Raw genomic sequence first — 19,092 nt, forward strand, 5'->3', positions numbered from 1 at the left:
TTGAACCTTTTTTGTTATGCAAGTCCTTGTATTATTACAAACTTTTCAAGTAATTGTTCTTCGGTTTCAATGTTGCTTGGGTCTGTAATGATGCATTTTGATATTGGACAAACTGATTGACAGGTCGGTTTATCATAATGACCTTTACACTCCGTACATAAGTTCGGATCTATTTCAAAAATACGTTCACCCATGCTGATTGCCCCATTGGGACACTCAGGATCACACATATCACAGTTAGTGCATTTATCAGTAATGAGTAATGCCATGATTACTTACCTGTTGGGTTGCGGGTATCCTGTCCAGAGTTTAGGTTGCGCATTAACAGACCATACGACAAGTCCATGTCTTCTGGTACTGGAATGAATACGAAGTGGCCATTACCTTTTGCATCTTCAATTGACTGTGACTTACGGTTTTCCATTGCTTCTAAGGTGAAAACAACGTTGCCTTTTGGTGTCATTAACTCAAGACTGTCTCCGACAAGGAACTTGTTTTTCACTTCCACTTCTGCCAGGTCTCCACGACGCTTACCTGTAAACTCACCAACAAATTGTTGTGCGTCGGATACTGAATAACCATAGTCGTAGTTTTGATAGGTATCATGGGTATGACGACGTAGGAAGCCCTCTGTATAGCCACGGTGAGCGAGGCTTTCTAGCGTGCTCATGAGGCTTTCATCAAATGGTTTTCCTGCCACGGCGTCGTCAATGGCTTTACGATAGACTTGCGCCGTGCGAGCACAATAATAGAAAGATTTTGTGCGGCCTTCGATTTTCAGCGAGTGGACGCCCATCTTTGTTAGGCGCTCAACGTGTTGGATTGCACGTAGGTCTTTAGAGTTCATGATATATGTACCATGCTCATCTTCAAAGGCTGCCATTTTTTCTTCTGGACGGTGGCTCTCTGAAAGCAGTACCACTTCATCCGTCGGTTTACCTCGACCGATAGTCGTTTCAGGTGCTTCGTCCTGAACTTCGATTGCTTGCGCGGTATTTGGGTCGAATTGTTCGACAATTTGACCTGCGTCGTCTTCTTTGCCTTTCTCTACTTTATATTCCCAACGACAGGCGTTAGTGCACGTGCCTTGGTTAGGATCACGTTTGTTAATGTAACCAGAAAGTAGACAGCGACCAGAATAAGCCATGCATAGCGCGCCGTGGACAAACACTTCTAGCTCCGTTTCCGGGCAGTGTTCACGAATTTCTTCGATTTCTTCTAGAGACAATTCTCGAGAAACAATGACACGCTCTACACCGTTGGCCGCCCAAAATTTAACGGTCGCCCAGTTGACGGCGTTAGCTTGAACAGAAAGGTGAATTGGCATCTCAGGGAAAGCTTCACGAACCATCATGATGAGGCCTGGATCTGACATGATTAGGGCATCTGGACCCATTTCTACGACTGGTTTTAGGTCGCGGATAAAGGTTTTAAGCTTTGAGTTATGGGGTTGGATGTTACAAACCACATAAAGCTTCTTGCCTTGGGCATGCGCCTCGTCAATACCGATTTTTAGGTTATCGTGGTTGAACTCATTGTTACGGACACGAAGGCTGTAGCGTGGTTGTCCTGCATAAACAGCATCAGCGCCGTAGGCGAATGCGTAACGCATGTTCTTTAGGCTACCTGCTGGCGATAATAGCTCAGGTACGAATGCTTTCTCAGTTGTCATTGTTCAATTCTCTTAATATCTGATCACAAGTCAGGCCAATTCCACCTAATGGAAATGGGGCGCAAATTTTACGTCAAAATGTGAACTGTGACTAGAGGGATTGTTGATTATATAAACAAACGCCCTACAAAAAGTGAGGGCGTTTGTTTAGGAAAGGTAGTTTAGGCGTTTGGGTTTGGTAAGCCACCCAGTGCTTCATAGAGATTTGGTAGGAAGGCGCTGAACTCTCCACACATTAATGAAAAGTCTGCATCGAAGCGGGCCGCTTGATCTTCACGGGGAATATCATCGTTTTGATCTTTCAGTTCGTCAGAGAACTTGAGGCGTTTGATACCAGCATCTTCAGTCATGATGAACTCGATGCGATCTTGCCAATTGAGAGCAAGTTTGGTCACCACTTTGTCTGCTGCTATATGGTTGCGAATCTCATCTGTTGTCAGCTCTTGCTTCTTGCAGCGGATCACGCCACCTTCTTCCAGAACCGATTTCAGTTCGGCTTCATCCATCATGGTAAAGCCTGCTGGGGTATCTCCAGTTTTAACCCACTCCGTCAGAGTGGTTTCGATGGCGGTTTCTGGAATTGCAGGGATAACAGGTAAGCTCCCCATCGTTTTTCGAAGTAGCGCAAGCACATCTTCGGCCTTTTTGTAGCTACTGGCGTCAACAAGGATAAAGCCTTCTTTTGGCATGATCAGTACATGTGTATGGTTACTGCGGCTAAATGCTCTTGGGAGTAAATCCATCACAATGTCTTCTTTTAGGTTGTCCTTTTCCTTTTTCTTAAGAGGACGGCCTTCTTGCTCTTCCATGGCTTCTACTTTTGCATTCAATGAGTCTTTAATGACAGAAGCAGGGAGCATTTTTTCTTCTTTTTTGGCACAAATCAGGATACGGTTTTCTGAAACATGCGTCATCATATCGCCATGTCTCCCCATCGCATTTACCCAGCCAAACTTCTGTTTATCTTGGCTACCGCAAGGGGTGAATTTAAATTCGGCAAGTTGAGTTTCAAGTTGATCTGCATTGAAGTTAACCTCTCGGTTAACACGGTATACCAGACAGTTTTTAAACCACATAAATCTTCTCTAGGCTTGATGACAAGGCTCTCATAATAGGGAATTTTGTCGCGGATGTCTTAAATGAAATGAAAAATATCCTCATGAACCTCAAAAGAAAGTTATATTAAAATTTGTTTTCAAGGGTCACAAAAGTGTCATACTTTGTAGTAATAATGCGTATGCATAGAGGGGCGCTTGGTCTCTTTAATGAATAAGTTCAACTAACATAAATAACACAAGGTTACTCAATTATGTCTAGAAGGATTCTGGTTGTTGAAGACGAAGCGCCAATTCGTGAAATGCTATGCTTTGTACTTGAACAAAAAGGTTATCAAGCGGTAGAAGCGGAAGATTACGATACTGCGGTAACCAAACTGGCTGAACCCTTCCCTGATCTAGTCTTGCTAGATTGGATGCTACCTGGCGGTAGTGGTATTAACTTTATCAAGCATATGAAACGTGAAGAGTTGACTCGAAATATTCCAGTCGTAATGCTTACTGCTCGCGGCGAAGAAGAAGATAAAGTTCGTGGTTTAGAAGTGGGTGCCGATGATTACATCACTAAGCCATTTTCTCCTAAAGAACTTGTTGCTCGTCTAAAAGCGGTTATTCGCCGTGTGACCCCTACGGCATTAGAAGATGTTATTGACGTACAAGGCCTTAAGTTAGACCCTGTTTCACACCGAGTAACCGCAAATGATGAAGCGGTTGATATGGGACCGACAGAATTCAAGATGTTGCATTTCTTTATGACGCATCAAGAGCGAGTTTACAGCCGTGAGCAACTGCTAAACAATGTTTGGGGCACTAATGTTTATGTTGAAGACCGTACGGTGGATGTGCATATCCGTCGCTTGCGTAAGGCATTAGAGCTAGCTGGACATGATAAGCTCATCCAGACGGTGCGAGGCGCTGGATACCGCTTTTCTGTTAAGGCATAGATGCGCACCTAATTTTATCTCGTTTTGGAGTAATGAGTGGTTGAAAGATTAACATGGAGAAAGCTAGCCTGGGAGCTGGCTTTTTTTTACAGCCCCTGGATTATCGTCGGCTGGGTGTTTGGTTATATGTCGTGGTTATTACTCGCGGCTACGGTAATACAACTCGTGTGGCATTTGCATAATCAGGTGCGATTATCGTCTTGGTTATGGGATGAAAAGCGCCTTACACCACCCTCTGGGAGTGGTAATTGGGAGTCGCTATTTAACGGTTTGTATCGTTTACAGCAGCGTCAGCGACGTAAGCGCAAAGAGCTGACTAACCTCATCCGTCGTTTCCGCAATGGCGCTGAATCTTTGCCAGATGCGGTTGTTGTGTTCCGTGCAGAAGGTAATATCGTCTGGTGCAACAAACTGGCTCAACACCTGCTCGGTTTTCAGTGGCCAGAAGATTCCGGTCAACCAATCTCAAACCTTATCCGTACTCCTGATTTTATCAAATATTTAACTAAGCAAGATTTTTCTGAACCGTTAGAGATGCGCTCTCCTCTGAACGTCGAACGCATGCTGGAACTGCGTATCGTGCCATATACCGAGGGTGAGCATTTGATGGTAGTGCGTGATGTGAGTCAATTAAAACAGTTAGAAGGTATGCGTCGAAACTTCTTTGCTAACGTTTCCCATGAGTTGCGTACTCCTATGACGGTGCTGCAAGGTTATTTAGAAATGACCGAAGATCCAGATATGGTGGTAGGCCCTATGTGGACAAAAGCTCATGGTGTGATGACTGAGCAATTAAATCGTATGAATGGGTTGGTGAATCAATTGCTCACATTGTCGAAGATTGAAGCTGCGCCAATGCATGAATTAGAAGAGGTGGTCAATGTCCCTGCAATGCTTGAAGTATTAGAGAAGGAAGCGGCCAGTTTGAGCGGAGATAGCCATCATAAGTTGCAGTTTGATGTCGATCGCGAATTGCGTGTTTTTGGTGACGATGATCAGTTGCGCAGTGCAATCTCCAACTTGGTTTACAACGCCGTCAAGTACACGCCACCCGGAGCGAATATCAATGTCCGTTGGTTTAAATCGGCTCAAGGTGCCCACTTGGAAGTAGAAGACAGCGGTGATGGCATTGAGCCACAACATTTGCATCGCTTGACGGAACGTTTTTATCGAGTTGATAAAGCTCGCTCTAGAGATACTGGGGGGAGTGGTCTGGGATTGGCGATTGTAAAACATGCGCTCACACATCACGACTCACATTTAGAAATCAGCAGTGAAGTTGGTGTGGGCAGTAAATTTTCTTTTGTGTTGCCGAGTCGTTTGGTGGTGAGCGCATGAGAGAACAGTTGAAATGGTTACTTCTTTTGACGACGTTCGTTGCTTCCTATTCTGTATCTGCACAAGACAAGGCGTTGCCTAACTACCAAAAGACGACGGGCGTTGCGGGCAATTTATTGTCCGTAGGTTCTGATACGTTGGCGGGGATGACGACGCTATGGATGGAAGAATTTAAGTCGATATACCCTAATATTAACGCACAAATCCAGGCATCTGGTTCCTCAACTGCGGCCCCTGCACTGACAGAGCAGACAGCGCAGTTTGGCCCAATGAGTCGTCCTATGCGTTTAAGGGAGGTAGAAGCTTTTGAACGAGAGCATGGCTATAAGCCGACGGCTTTAAGGGTCGCGATTGATGCTATCGGGATTTTTGTTCATCAAGATAACCCGATTAAGGGACTGAATTTTGGTCAGTTAGATGCGATGTTTTCTGCCACGCTGCGTTGTGGTGCAAGCGCGTTTATCACTAATTGGCAACAGCTGGGGATTAAATCTAGTTGGGCTAAGCGAAATATACAGTTGTTTAGTCGTAATTCCGTGTCTGGAACTTATGGTTACTTTAAAACCAATGCATTATGTGGTGGTGATTTCGACACCCATGTGAATGAGCTGCCAGGGTCTTCATCGGTTGTTCAGTCGGTGGCCTCAACGATCAGTGGGATTGGCTACTCTGGCGTTGGTTATCGAGTGGCGGGAGTTAGATTGGTTCCTGTCGCGAATAAGGGAACAGATTACGTCGAGCCTACGCGAGACAACATTGTAACGGGTAAGTACCCACTCTCTCGTTATCTCTACGTGTACGTAAATAAACACCCATACCAACCATTAAGCCCCGTTGAGGCGGAGTTCATTCGCTTTATATTTTCTGCTCAAGGGCAGGCATTAGTCGAGAAGGATGGGCATGTTCCGATTACTGCTGATTTTGCGCAAAAAGAGTTACAAAAAGTCGGTTTATAAACCGACTTTTAAGTACTTAAATTGTTGCTAATGGAAGCCTTCTTTACAGCACGGCTCAGAATGTCAGTGTCCACTTCACATTCTCCCACCGAGTTTGTTCTTCTTGTAGATCTGCGTGAAGCAATTTGTTGTTTTCTAACCATGAATCATCGGTGCAAGTAAGTGCCCACTCATTTTCTTTGATAGATAAAAAGATTTCCGGTAGAGGCTCGTCACTACGCTGACCATTTAATACGATGGAAAGGCGTAAGATTTTTATCAAGCTAAGTACATCGTTTTGCTTGTAGAGGTTAAACTCTGGCAGTTCCTGCAACTTTAATGCTTTGCGTTGGAATCGCGCCAGTGTGGCTAACACAAGTTGTTGCTCGCGGTTGAAGCCAGGTAGTGTCGAATGTTGTAGAATATAAAAAGAATGGCGATGAAAGCTGCGTAAATTAATACTCAGTCCCACTTCGTGCAAAAGCGCGGCCCATTCGAGTAGGTCAAACAGATCACTCTTTTTCTTGATTCCAAGAGCTGAATGCACTTGATGGAGCATATCACGGGCGAGACCTTTTACGCTGGCTGCATGCTCAAGATCGACGCGATGTTTTTGTGCCAAGTTTTCTGTGGTACGCATGCGAATGTCTGAACGAGCGAAACGTTCTTCCATTTCATACAGTACGCCTTCTCTCAGCGCTCCGTCAGAGAAGAACATCTGATCAATGCGTAGCGATTGAAAAATGGCGCTCAGAATCGCCACCCCAGCAGCAAATACAGGTTTGCGCTCCTCCGTCAACCCTGTGAGCTCAATATCATCAATTGAATCGAATGCGCACAAAACTTCTATCAACTTATTGAGTCTTTTACCTGTAATCAGGCCATCATCAAAGCCTAATCCAATCAATACTTCTTGAATGGCCTTTATCGTACCCGATGATCCAAGTGCAATGTCCCAACCTTTTTTACGGTATTTGCTCGCGATCGACTCTAATTTTTGTTCAGCCGCGAGCATGGCTTTGGTGAAGTTTTTTCCTGACAGTTTGCCATTTTTAAAAAACTGCTCGGTAAAGCTAACACACCCCATTTGTTTGCTGTTGAGCAATTCAGGCTCGAATCCTTGACCGATGATCATTTCGGTACTGCCGCCACCAATATCAACCACTAACTTTGAGTTGGACTCGACTTGGGTATGAGCAACACCTAAGTAAATTAGGCGCGCTTCTTCTTCACCGGGAATCACTTCAATCGGAAAAGGCATCACCGTTTTCGCACGTTCTATAAACAAACGCGCATTTTTGGCTTGCCTTAGCGTATGTGTCGCGGCGATACGGACATTGGATTCATCAAAACCTTGCAAACGTTCAGCGAACATTGCAAGGCAATCCAACCCACGCTGCATGGCTTCATGGTTTAAATTAAGTTCGCTGTCTAGGCCAGAAGCCAATCGAACGCGCTGCTTATGTCGGCTGACAAGTTGCAAGTCACTGCCGACCACCTTGGCAACGACCATGTGGAAGCTGTTGGAGCCTAGGTCAATTGCTGCGATATAGCGTTCATCTTGTTCAAGTATCTGATTCATCTAACTTCTGTTTTCTAGTTTGTTTTTCTGTATTTTTAAGATAGTCGTAGATGGCAATTTGAGAGCGAACTTTTTTGCGGTTGCCTCGTGGCACGTAGTTGTTGCTCATCTCTTTATCTATTATGCGCGCCTTTACTGTATCGGTAAAATGGATGTTGGTAATATCAATAATTCTCTGTTTCAAACGTGGATCACGAACTGGGGTCGCGACTTCGATTCGATGATCGATGTTTCTTGTCATCCAGTCGGCTGAAGAGATGTATACCTGCGGGTCGCCATCATTGTGGGTAATAATTACCCGGGGGTGCTCTAAAAAACGATCCACAATACTAATAATACGAATGTTATCACTTACCCCTTCAATCCCTGGTGCCAATGAGCACATACCACGAATGATCATATTTATTTTCACGCCAGCGACACTCGCGCCATAAAGCTTGTTGACGATCCCCCTGTCGACTAAGTTGTTAACCTTAATCGTTAGGCTCGCTTTTTTACCAAGTTTTGCGTTGGCAATTTCGTTATCAATCAATCGGTATAATTGGGTGCGAGAATTTCGTGGTGAAACGATCAAGTGATTAAATCTTACGGGACGGTAAGGGTTCTCAATGTAGCCAAAGACGTTACGCACTTCATTGGTGAGTTCTTGATCGGCAGTCAGCAGGGCAAAGTCAGTGTAAATACGTGCAGTTTTTTCGTGAAAGTTCCCTGTTCCAATATGGGCGTAACGAACGATTTCCTCACCTTCTCGACGACTGATCAGTAGCAGCTTAGAGTGAATCTTCAACCCAGGGGCGCCGAAAACAACATGGACTCCGGCTTCGGTGAGTACCTTCGACCATTCAATGTTTGCTTCTTCATCAAACCTTGCTTGTAGCTCAACAACCACGGTGACGTTTTTGCCATTGTGAACCGCATCGATCAGTGAATTCATTAAACGGGAGTCTTTTGCAACCCGATAAATGTTGATCTTGATACCTATGACCTTCGGGTCGAAAGAGGCTTGGCGAACCAATTCACTAATATGATCAAAGGTGTGATAAGGATAATAAAGTAGAATGTCGTTGGCTTTGATGGCTTTAAAGCAGTTTGGATAACCTTCAAAATCGGCACACTTCATCGGTGGTAGAGGTTTGTTTTCTAGATATTCTCGACCGACGTTAGGAAAAGCAATGAAGTCTTTAAAATTGTGGTAGCGGCCACCAGGTGTGAGGTTATCGTAATTGGATATCTGTAACTTCTTACATAAAAAGTCGAGCATTTCTTGAGGCATTTCACGTTCATACACAAAACGCACTGGCATCGCAGTTAGGCGCTGATTTACCCCTTCGGACATTTGCTCCAAAAGACTGTATTCGATTTCGTTGCGTAAATCGTATTCCGCATCACGTGTCATCTTCATGGAGTAACCTGCGAGCTCATCGTAGTCGAAAAAACCCTTAAATAGGTCATCCAAACAATAGCGGATGATGTTATCGAGCAAGATAATCGTTTTACGCCGCTTACCTTTTTGCTCAGGAACCATTACAAAGCGGGGAAGGTGATCGGTAGGGATTTCTAGTAACGCATATTGGGATTGGTCTCCTTTGCGTAAATCAACCGCAATATAGGCGTATTCATCTTTTAAAAATTGCAGGACGTCTATGTCGTCTTTCATCAGCAATGGTGTGATGTGTGGAACGACTTCTCGATGAAAATATTTGGAGATCCACTTTTGTTGAGTCTCATCGAGTTGCTGTTCATTGACGAGAAAGATCCGACGACGAGCCATTTCTCTAATCAACTCGTTATACAATTCGTCGAATTGATCATTAAGCTTCATCGATTTTGCTTGCATCTTAGACAACAACCGTTTCGGGGCATCACTGCCACCTCGCTCTTGGTTGATTAGGATCCGACGCTTAACGTCAGCGAAACGAACTTTATAGAACTCATCAAGATTATTGGAAAAAATACCTAGGAAACGAATGCGCTCAATCAGAGGCACGGTTTTATCTGCGGCTTCTTGCAATACACGCTCATTAAACGATAACCAACTAAGTTCTTTTTCTATATAGAGTTTTTCTGTGCTCATAACTTTTGCCTAGCGAGAAGAGATCTGACTTATTTAGTATTATTGTTACTCTGTATGCACATTATGTGATTTTTGTTTCATTTTTATTTCACATCAACCGGTTGCATCGCTTTATACCAGAGAAATGTTGAATCCCCCTTTTTTGCACCGAACTGATCGGGGGGGATTTGGTTATAGAGTTTTCAGTCATTTAGTAACAGGTGTAATATAATTGTCATCTTAAAGACATATTCTAGTACCAAGTCAAAAAAGGTAGAGCGATACATGCCACAAGCTGAGTTTTCATTGCAGGAAAAAGATAAAAAACGTCTTCTCAAAGATCGTTTAGTTCGATTTGCAGTGACTTGTGGTGGTTTGGGGGTGCTTGCCGCACTTATTTTGATCTTTATATATTTGGCTATGGTCGTGATGCCGCTTTTCTCTGACGCAGAGATAAAAACAAACCATGCGGCTAGAATGACGAATGTAGGTCAGCCTCTTGCAATATCTATAGACGATTATGCTCAGCTTGCTTTTGTATTGACGCAAACTGGACAAGTACAGTTCTTGCCAATGGATGCCCCGAATCAACCAGCGATCCATACTCAGCAAATTACTCAACAATCCATTGCCGCTTTTCATTCGGCATCCAGTATCGGTTGGTACGGTTTGGTGGATATTCAAGGTGTCGCTCATCTCTTTAAGCCTGAATTCCACGCGACATTGAAACAAAATACCCGACCACCAGAAGTCATGATGTGGAACCCAAAGTTTAATTTGGCGCTTGCAGACTCGTCGGATCCTGTCATTCAATTTACTTTCAGTAATCCCATGCAATCTGCCACTTTTGTGTGGCAAACTCGAAGTGGACAAGTCAAAGCGCGCTGGCAGGCATCGTCACCGTTAGAATCAGAGAGTGCTACCGTTGACTATGTTTTCCCTTCCACTTTCGATGCGCCGGAACAAATGGTGATTACCCCCGATGGGGAAACCTTATACCTGCGAAATGGTTCTGAACTGATTGTGTTGAAGAAAGGGCTATCGCGGTTTACTGTGCGTGAAGTGGTTGACCTTACTCTTGGTGAAAAAGCGCACACAGTGCGACACATTGACTTACTCGCCGGTGCTTATTCACTGCTTGTTACCCATAATGATGGTCGAGTGTCGCAGTGGTTTGATACGCTACAAGGTGCTGAGCGTAAGCTAACGTATATTCGAGACTTTAAATTGGCTGCCGAGCTGAAATATCTATTGCCGGATATGCATCAAAAAGGATTTTATAGCTTTTATACCAACGGTACATTACAAAGCCACTACACGACGAGTGAAAAGCTGGTCTTGTTCAAGCGTGCATACGCTAAAGCGCCTGCGATGGCCGCAATGTCTCACAATGAACGCTATCTGATTTCATGGCAAGACAATCAGCTGAGTGTGGCTGTCGTCGACAATGCTTATCCAGAAGTGTCATTTTCATCTTTATGGCAAGAAGTCTGGTATGAAGGATACCCCGAGCCGGAGTTTGTTTGGCAATCCACTTCGGGAAGCGATGCGTTTGAAGCGAAGTTCAGTTTAATCCCCATAGCTTTTGGTACGATCAAAGCCGCACTTTACGCCATGTTATTTTCTGTGCCTTTAGCGGTATTTGGTGCGATTTATACTGCGTATTTCATGTCACCAAGGATGAGGCGAGTGGTAAAACCGTCGATTGAATTGATGGAAGCACTACCCACGGTCATTATCGGTTTTCTTGCAGGACTTTGGTTTGCTCCTATTGTGGAGGATCATTTGATCACCATGGTGGTCATGTTATTCATCTTACCAATCAGTGTGATGCTGATCGGTGGAGTCTGGGCGCTATTACCGCAACCGTTACGTAACCGACTTCCTAATGGTTGGCATGCCTTGGTATTGATGCCGTTGATTTTACTCATCATTGTAGCGGGGGTTTGGTTATCCCCAAGTATCGAACACGCATTTTTTGATGGTGATATGCGCTTGTTTCTCACGGAGCATGGCATTGGCTTCGATCAACGAAATGCGCTTGTCGTTGGTTTAGCGATGGGCTTTGCGGTAATTCCGACGATTTTCACGATTGCTGAAGATGCGATTTTCTCGGTCCCTAAGCATTTATCGGATGGTTCGCTAGCATTAGGTGCGACACCATGGCAGACGCTCGTTCATGTTGTTTTACTTACTGCGAGTCCCGGAATCTTCTCCGCCATCATGATGGGGTTGGGACGGGCCGTAGGTGAAACCATGATTGTATTGATGGCGACAGGTAATACGCCACTCATGGATTGGAACATCTTAGAGGGTTTAAGAAGCTTGTCTGCAACGATTGCGGTTGAGTTACCTGAATCTGAAGTTGGAAGCTCACACTTTAGGTTGTTGTTCCTGGCTGCGTTGATTTTGTTTGTTTTTACTTTTGCGGTCAACGCACTCGCAGAGTTCGTTCGTCAGAGATTAAGAGATAAATACCGTGCGTTGTAATGATGCTTTGGATAAAGAGCGAGTAGTGACATGTTAAATTGGATTCGTTCTGGCGCACCGTGGATTTGGCTAACCGGTGGAGCGGTCAGTGTTAGCTTGCTCTCAGTATTGGGCTTATTGCTTTTGATTGGCTGGAAAGGATTAACCTATTTTTGGCCGGCTCCGTTGTATCAATGGAATGTGACAGCATTGACCTCAGTACAAGGGGAAGTATTGCAAGAAAACCCCATTCTTATTGGGCAAGTTTATGAACGCAGCTTTGTGCCAAAGAGCTACCTCCCGGAAAATGCAGCCCGAAAACTCGATGATGATGAAGATTTTGCTACACGTTTAAATATTAAAATAGCCAACCGCGAGCTTTATCCCTCTGATTTTATCTCTGTGCTTAAAATACAGTTGAGTGAGCCCACGACACCGAAAGAGTGGGCGGTTATTGAGCGCAGTAGTGGCGGCTACTTTTTTGGCAAGCTGGTGGCATTTCGAGATGGTGAGAGCATTTATAAAACGGATATTCAGACCGTTTTAGATAAAAAGCTTGGCGATGCAGAGAGCTTACATGACGAGATTGATAAACTTGTTCAAACTCAGCTAAAGGCGCTAGGTTGGCAGTTAGAACAATTAAGGCTCGAAAAACGTAAACGTGAGCTCAATAACCGCATTACTGATGAGTTCCTAACCCAGAACCAAGAACGGGAGCAGCAAATAAAGCAGCAGCTTGCCAGCGTTGAGTTACAGCTGGATGGGTTACGTTTACAATTGTCCGATTATGCTGTGATTGTTGAAGACATGACTGGCGAGCAGATTGCGATCCCTTTAGAAGATATATTGGACTACTGGTATCCAAATCAAATGTCTTTTGTTGATAAAGTGGTGCACTGGGGCAAACAAGTATGGAAGTTTCTCTCCGACGATCCTAGAGAATCAAACTCAGAAGGCGGTGTGTTCCCGGCGATATTTGGGACCGTATTTCTCGTGATTATTATGTCAATTATCGTCATGCCTCTTGGCGTGATCGCCGCGATTTATCTTCATGAGTATGCGAAAAACAATGCACTGACTCGAATTATCCGCATTGCGGTGATCAACTTGGCTGGGGTTCCGTCTATTGTGTACGGCGTGTTTGGTTTGGGGTTTTTCGTCTATACCATCGGTGGCTCAATTGATAGCCTCTTTTATGCCGAAAAACTGCCTGCTCCAACATTTGGTACCCCAGGTTTGTTATGGTCTGCATTAACCTTGGCGGTATTAACACTTCCAGTGGTCATCGTGACCACAGAGGAAGGTTTAACACGTATCCCAAGCTCGGTACGACATGGTTCTTTAGCGCTTGGCGCGACACAGTTTGAAACGCTATGGCGAGTGATTATACCTATGGCCACGCCAGCAATCATCACCGGCTTAATTCTTGCGATCGCTCGCGCGGCTGGGGAAGTCGCCCCGCTGATGTTGGTTGGTGTCGTAAAGTTGGCTTCGAATTTACCTGTCGATGGCCAATTTCCGTATGTGCATCTGGACCGAAAATTCATGCATTTAGGCTTTCATATTTATGACATCGGTTTTCAGACTTCCAATATTGAAGCAGCGCGACCTTTGGTTTATGCCACTTCGTTTTTGCTCGTCACCGTCATTGTCGGACTAAACTTAACTGCAATCAGTATTCGCAATAATTTACGCGAAAAATACAGAACGTTAGGACAAGATTAAGTATGTTTAATTTTGATAATACATTAGGTTATCAACCGCCGCTGGACGTGCATAACTTAACGGATGCGCAAACGGCAATTTCAATAGAGGACCTTAATCTGTTCTATGGTCAAACCCAAGCATTACATGATATTTCAATGCGAATTCCCAAGGGACGAGTAACCGCATTTATCGGACCTTCTGGTTGCGGTAAGTCGACCTTATTGAGTTGTATCAACAGGATGAATGACCTAGTGGAAGGCTGTAAGGTGAGCGGCAAAGTTCGTTTGCATGGCAAGAACGTCTACCATCCTAATGTGGACGTTGCGACACTCAGACGCCGAGTGGGTATGGTGTTTCAGCGTCCCAACCCATTCCCTAAATCGATTTATGAAAACGTGATTTATGGGCTGCGCCTACAAGGCGTAAAAAACAGCAGAACTTTGGACGATGCAGCGGAACGGTCTTTGCGTTCAGCAGCGTTATGGGATGAAGTGAAAGATAGACTGCATGAGAATGCATTTGGTTTATCTGGTGGTCAACAACAGCGTTTAGTCATTGCTCGAGCGATTGCAATCGAGCCAGAAGTTTTGTTATTGGATGAACCTACTTCTGCATTGGATCCTATATCAACTTTAACCATCGAAGAGCTTATCAACGAACTCAAGACTCAATATACTGTGGTGATCGTTACCCACAACATGCAACAAGCCGCACGGGTCAGTGATCATACGGCGTTTATTCATATGGGTAAGTTAATTGAATATTCGGATGCAGACTCGATCTTCACGTCGCCAATGAAAAAGCAAACGGAAGATTATATTACTGGCCGCTACGGCTAAGCTTACACAAGACGAAAGGACAATCATGCACTTTGGACGTCACATATCTGGACAATTTAATGTCGAGCTAGAATCGATTCGTACTCATGTATTAACCATGGGAGGCTTGGTTGAACAGCAGCTTTCATACGCCGTTCAAGCGTTGCACAAAGAAGATATCGAGTTAGCCCGTAAAGTTGTGCGTGATGACCATAAAGTGAATGCCATGGAAGTTTCCATTGATGATGCCTGTACGCGTATCATTGCTAAGCGTCAGCCTACGGCAAAAGATTTGCGTTTGATCATGGCTATTATCAAAACCATCGTGGATTTGGAGCGCATCGGTGATGTCGCGACACGCATCGCTTATGTTGCCATTGAAAGTCCATCTTCTAAAGAACGCCAATTTCAAATATCTTTAGATCCGCTTTGTCGTCAAGCCATACAAATGCTTCATCAAGTGCTGGATGCTTTTGCGCGTATGGACGTTGATGCCGCAGTGAAAGTCTATAAACTCGACGATAAACTTGATGCTGAATACCAAGCCATCATTAGCCAGTTGACCACGTTTATGATGGAAGAGCCAAATGATATCCCCCATATACTTCAAGTGATGTGGTCCGCAAGGGCGATAGAGCGAGTGGGGGATCGATGTCAAAATATCTGTGAATACATCATTTACTTCGTAAAAGGGAAAGATATTAGGCACCTAGGTGAAGACAGTATTGATGATGTGTTGAAGTAAGCATAAGGCCAGTATCACACTGGCCTTTTTCAATATTGACTCTAAAAAGCGCACTATAGCGGACCGTGTTAATATTTTTCAGGCACGAATGTTTGCTCATTGATTGGCGCTCGGATGTAGCCTTCTTTTTTGATGTCTGGCAATTTGATCGTAGGGTACTCTAATGTTCTATAGTCAATTTGGCTCAGTAGGTGACTGATACAATTTAGGCGTGCTTTCTTTTTCGAGTCAGACGGCACCACCCACCAAGGACTCGTTTTGGTGTCGGTGTAAGCAAACATCTTGTCTTTGGCTTCAGAGTATTCTACCCAGCGGTGGCGTGATTCTAAATCCATTGGGCTAAACTTCCAGCGTTTTATTGGCGTATTAATTCGTCCCATAAAACGTTTTTCCTGTTCTTCATCGGATACAGAGAACCAGTATTTAATTAAGATAATGCCAGAGCGCTGGAGCATTCGTTCAAATTCAGGGCAGGAGCGAAGAAACTCTTCGTATTCCTCTTTTGTACAAAAGCCCATCACTTTTTCGACGCCAGCTCGGTTATACCAACTGCGATCGAATAAGACGATTTCACCCGCAGACGGTAAATGAGCCACGTAGCGTTGAAAGTACCATTGCGTTTTTTCTTTCTCGGTAGGGGCAGGTAAGGCAACCACGCGGCAAACACGAGGGTTGAGCTTCTCTGTGATTCGCTTAATGACACCGCCTTTACCCGCAGCATCGCGGCCTTCGAACAGGACCACGACTTTTAATCCCTTATGTTTAACCCACTCTTGCAGTTTAACCAATTCTACCTGTAATTTTCTGAGCTCTTTTTCGTATTCCTTGTTTTTTAGCTTGGGCATAATCCGTTCCTCATTGAGCGATAATCAATATCTTAGCAATCAATACCGAATGACGGGAGAGTAATATCTCTATCTGAGAGCCTTCACTACGTTGGCTATCGCCTGAGAGCTTGTTATGGGAATCATAAAGTCGTCTACGTCAGCCGAGCCCATTTTGCTGTGTTCCGCGACAAAACTCATGTGGGTAGGCCTTGTCGTCTTACCGGACAGATGAACCTCTTGGACGCCGGTTTGCTCTACCAACGAACGCACATTACTCGCATTAATACCTGCGCCAGCCATGATTGCTAAACGGTTACCGGCTTGCTCTACTAATGACTTGATAACGTCAGCGCCTTCTGTGGCTGTTGCTCCGAGACCAGAGGTCAGTACTCGCTCGCAACCCAAATTGATGATTTGTTCCAGCGCTGTTTCTACATTGCAGCACTGATCAAAAGCACGATGAAAAGTAGTGCCCATATTCAACGATTGAGCAAGTTCACACAGCTTTGTACAGTAAGGTATATGGACCTCACCCTGTTCAGTTAGTGCGCCAAAGACGACACCGTCTAGCCCTGCTCGATGGGCAGATTTGATATCTTCACTCATCACGTCGATATCCTCATCGCTGTACAAAAAGTCGCCTTGGCGAGGTCGAATCATCGCGTAAATAGGAATAGTGGATGCTCGGGCGGCTTGACGCATAAACCCGTAGCTTGGCGTGAGTCCTCCTAGTGAGAGAGATGAGCAGAGTTCAATACGAGTCGCCCCTCCCGTAATAGCATGATGTAAGGACTCGACATTATCGATACAAACTTCTAATTGCGTAATCACGTTGTCACCCTGCAAGTTTTCATTGAGATGGTTACAGAGTGTATCAGGGCGAAGCGGGATAATCTGTATCATAAAGGGGGAGAAATAGAGGTAAAGTTTGCGTTTTTAGATTGCCGTATTTGAGGAAGAAAAAACAAAAAGCCCAGAGTAATCACTCTGGGCTTTGATTAGACTTTACTTAGACTGATTGGCGTTTGCAGTTTACTGCATATAGCTTTTTGCTTTTTATATCCATCCAACCAATTCACCCGTTGAGCTTGGGCGAAGGGTCTATTATTTTTTGCCTAGGTCTGCTGAGAACTCAGATAGGAATGCTGCAACGCCTTTTGGAGATGCTTCCATACCTGCTTTACCTTCTTCCCATTGTGCAGGACATACTTCACCGTGCTTCTGGTGGAAGTTAAGTGCGTCAACCATACGTAGCATTTCGTCGATATTACGGCCTAGAGGTAGGTCGTTTACTACTTGGTGGCGAACAGTGCCTTCTTCGTCGATTAGGAAAGAACCGCGGAAAGCAACACCTGCTTCTGGGTGCTCAACGTCGTAAGCCTTACAAATTTCGTGCTTAACGTCTGCAACTAGCGGGTACTTAACTTGACCGATACCGCCATCTTCGATAGCTGTGTTACGCCATGCGTTGTGAGAGAATTGAGAATCGATAGAAACACCGATTACTTCAACGCCTTTAGCTTGGAAATCAGCAAGACGGTTGTCAAATGCGATTAGCTCAGATGGGCAAACGAAAGTGAAATCTAGTGGGTAGAAGAACACAACGGCTTTTTTACCTTTGGTGAATTCTGCAAAGTTGAAGTTTTCAACGATTTCACCGTTACCAAGAACAGCTGCAGCAGTAAAATCAGGGGCTTGACGACCTACTAGTACCATTTTTTTGCTCCTAAAAAGTATGGTTAGTTCCGAACCGAATGTTGTTAAATCGGCTCAGTCCGTGTTTGTACGAGACAAACTATAGTACAGATTGTAGTATTGAAAAAAGCGAAATAAATAGATTGAGTTAATCGAAAAAAGCGATAATTGAAAAACTCTTAACTCGATCACTGGATTAGTGATAAGTATTGATAAAACTATGAATAAATGGCCTAGTTTAAAACAATTGCATTATTTGGTAACCCTGCATGAAACACGACATTTTAGTGATGCTGCGGTACGCTGTTTTGTGAGTCAGTCAACCTTGAGTAAAGGCATTCAAAACCTAGAAGATTTGATTGGTTGCCCTCTTTATGAAAAAAAAGATAAGAAAAGTCCTCTGGTGTTTACTCAAACTGGAGAGATGGTCGTAAAGCGCGGTAGAGAGTTACTTGCAAAAGGGCAAGACTTGGTTGAACTTGGCCGTCTATGCCAAGGTGGTGAGATGCAAGGTCAATTAAAAGTCGGATGCATACCAACGATTGCCCCTTTTTTACTGTGTGATTTGGTGCAAGAGGTGAACTACCGATTCCCACAGCTGAATCTTTTATTAAGAGAAGACACGACGACAAACCTGCTTCAAGCCCTTAGACACGGTGAGCTGGATGTGCTCATTTTAGCTTTGCCAGTCGAAATTGATGGTATGGAGAGCCGAGTGGTAGGTAAGGATCCATTTCGGATGGTCATTAGTGCTAATCAAGCTCAATCGGTGCCAGTACCTATTCGTTACGCTGATTTGCCTGACGAATCCGTGTTTCTATTAGAGAAAGAACATTGCTTAACGGAACACGCGGTATCGGCGTGTAAATTAACGGATAAGGAAAAAATCAATCCATTTACTGCGACGAGCTTACATACGTTGGTACAGATGGTTGCGAATGGTTTGGGCACCACATTCATTCCACAAATGGCAATAGATCACGGGCTTTTGCATAATCAAAATTTAGTCGTTTTAGATCCCCCGGGCACCCAAGCTTATCGAGAAATAGGCTTGGTTTGGCGTCCTAGCTCTTCAAGAACTGATACATTTATCCAACTCGCAGATGTTGTTTCAGAGCTGCTTTAGCTATTAGTCTTAGCTTCCATTAACCGCAATCTTACCTATTAACGCACTATAAATGGTGCGTTTTTTGGTTTTTTATCCTGCTGGTAATATTTAACTTGTAAAATTTTACAGCTCTACTGTCATGAA

15 protein-coding genes and 2 pseudogenes are annotated in these 19,092 nt (G+C 44.3%); 9 read left to right on the forward strand and 8 right to left on the reverse strand.

Annotated features, from left to right (window positions below; translation table 11 throughout):
* Window positions 1–14: 14 nt before the first annotated feature.
* The 3 genes from ONE56_RS02560 to rdgC form a co-directional block, all read right to left on the reverse strand.
* Complete coding sequence (locus tag ONE56_RS02560; RefSeq protein ID WP_041155084.1) at window positions 15–269, reverse strand: YfhL family 4Fe-4S dicluster ferredoxin; 255 nt, start codon at window positions 267–269, stop codon at window positions 15–17.
* A 2-nt stretch (window positions 270–271) separates the two neighbouring features.
* Window positions 272–1,672 carry a tRNA 5-hydroxyuridine modification protein YegQ gene (gene yegQ, locus ONE56_RS02565; protein ID WP_041155083.1) on the reverse strand — a complete coding sequence of 467 codons (1,401 nt, stop codon included), beginning with the start codon at window positions 1,670–1,672 and terminating at the stop codon, window positions 272–274.
* Window positions 1,673–1,833: 161 nt separating this feature from the next.
* Window positions 1,834–2,748, reverse strand: coding sequence for a recombination-associated protein RdgC (gene rdgC / locus ONE56_RS02570; protein WP_331437827.1), 915 nt, complete (start codon window positions 2,746–2,748; stop codon window positions 1,834–1,836).
* Between the two features lie 233 nt (window positions 2,749–2,981).
* Between rdgC and phoB the strand changes: the two genes are divergently transcribed.
* The 3 genes from phoB to ONE56_RS02585 are packed head-to-tail and all read left to right on the forward strand — an operon-like array spanning window position 2,982 to window position 5,965.
* A complete protein-coding gene (gene phoB, locus ONE56_RS02575) occupies window positions 2,982–3,671 on the forward strand; it encodes a phosphate regulon transcriptional regulator PhoB (protein ID WP_041155082.1) in 690 nt (229 codons plus the stop codon).
* Window positions 3,672–3,707: 36 nt separating this feature from the next.
* Window positions 3,708–5,009 (forward strand): phosphate regulon sensor histidine kinase PhoR, encoded by a 1,302-nt coding sequence (gene phoR / locus ONE56_RS02580; protein ID WP_423840197.1) that lies wholly within the window; start codon window positions 3,708–3,710, stop codon window positions 5,007–5,009.
* On the forward strand, window positions 5,006–5,965 hold the full coding sequence (locus tag ONE56_RS02585) for a PstS family phosphate ABC transporter substrate-binding protein (protein ID WP_084735699.1): 960 nt from the start codon (window positions 5,006–5,008) through the stop codon (window positions 5,963–5,965). The genes phoR and ONE56_RS02585 overlap by 4 nt, the downstream gene beginning before the upstream one ends.
* Window positions 5,966–6,020: 55 nt before the next feature.
* On the opposite strand, the gene ppx is transcribed toward ONE56_RS02585, so the two are convergent.
* Window positions 6,021–7,526: an exopolyphosphatase gene (gene ppx, locus ONE56_RS02590; RefSeq protein WP_041155081.1), complete on the reverse strand. Its 1,506-nt coding sequence runs from the start codon at window positions 7,524–7,526 to the stop codon at window positions 6,021–6,023.
* Window positions 7,510–9,600, reverse strand: coding sequence for a polyphosphate kinase 1 (gene ppk1 / locus ONE56_RS02595; protein ID WP_331437829.1), 2,091 nt, complete (start codon window positions 9,598–9,600; stop codon window positions 7,510–7,512). The genes ppx and ppk1 overlap by 17 nt, the downstream gene beginning before the upstream one ends.
* A 264-nt stretch (window positions 9,601–9,864) precedes the next feature.
* Between ppk1 and ONE56_RS02600 the strand changes: the two genes are divergently transcribed.
* The 5 genes and pseudogenes from ONE56_RS02600 to phoU all read left to right on the forward strand — a co-directional run bounded on the left by ONE56_RS02600 (window position 9,865) and on the right by phoU (window position 15,318).
* Complete coding sequence (locus ONE56_RS02600; protein ID WP_423840198.1) at window positions 9,865–12,069, forward strand: ABC transporter permease subunit; 2,205 nt, start codon at window positions 9,865–9,867, stop codon at window positions 12,067–12,069.
* Between the two features lie 30 nt (window positions 12,070–12,099).
* Window positions 12,100–12,331 (forward strand): annotated as a pseudogene (locus ONE56_RS02605) (phosphate ABC transporter permease PstA); the annotation flags it as partial.
* 473 nt (window positions 12,332–12,804) lie between these two features.
* Window positions 12,805–13,773 (forward strand): annotated as a pseudogene (gene pstA, locus ONE56_RS02610) (phosphate ABC transporter permease PstA); the annotation flags it as partial.
* 2 nt (window positions 13,774–13,775) lie between these two features.
* A complete protein-coding gene (gene pstB, locus ONE56_RS02615; protein WP_041155079.1) occupies window positions 13,776–14,594 on the forward strand; it encodes a phosphate ABC transporter ATP-binding protein PstB in 819 nt (272 codons plus the stop codon).
* Window positions 14,595–14,619: 25 nt separating this feature from the next.
* Window positions 14,620–15,318 (forward strand): phosphate signaling complex protein PhoU, encoded by a 699-nt coding sequence (gene phoU / locus ONE56_RS02620; protein WP_041155078.1) that lies wholly within the window; start codon window positions 14,620–14,622, stop codon window positions 15,316–15,318.
* Window positions 15,319–15,386: 68 nt separating this feature from the next.
* Here phoU and ppk2 read toward each other — a convergent pair whose 3' ends face one another.
* The 3 genes from ppk2 to ONE56_RS02635 form a co-directional block, all read right to left on the reverse strand.
* Window positions 15,387–16,163 carry a polyphosphate kinase 2 gene (gene ppk2, locus ONE56_RS02625; RefSeq protein WP_041155077.1) on the reverse strand — a complete coding sequence of 259 codons (777 nt, stop codon included), beginning with the start codon at window positions 16,161–16,163 and terminating at the stop codon, window positions 15,387–15,389.
* Between the two features lie 69 nt (window positions 16,164–16,232).
* A complete protein-coding gene (locus tag ONE56_RS02630) occupies window positions 16,233–16,976 on the reverse strand; it encodes a copper homeostasis protein CutC (protein WP_423840199.1) in 744 nt (247 codons plus the stop codon).
* A gap of 273 nt (window positions 16,977–17,249) precedes the next feature.
* Window positions 17,250–17,861, reverse strand: a complete 612-nt coding sequence (locus ONE56_RS02635; protein ID WP_041155076.1) for a peroxiredoxin — start codon at window positions 17,859–17,861, stop codon at window positions 17,250–17,252.
* Window positions 17,862–18,060: 199 nt separating this feature from the next.
* Here ONE56_RS02635 and ONE56_RS02640 point away from each other — a divergent pair, with 199 nt between their 5' ends.
* Window positions 18,061–18,966, forward strand: a complete 906-nt coding sequence (locus ONE56_RS02640) for a hydrogen peroxide-inducible genes activator (protein ID WP_041155075.1) — start codon at window positions 18,061–18,063, stop codon at window positions 18,964–18,966.
* Window positions 18,967–19,092 lie beyond the last annotated feature (126 nt).

Origin of the sequence: Vibrio mytili (assembly GCF_049563345.1) — a bacterium.
In the GTDB taxonomy this organism is placed as follows: Bacteria; Pseudomonadota; Gammaproteobacteria; order Enterobacterales; family Vibrionaceae; genus Vibrio; species Vibrio mytili.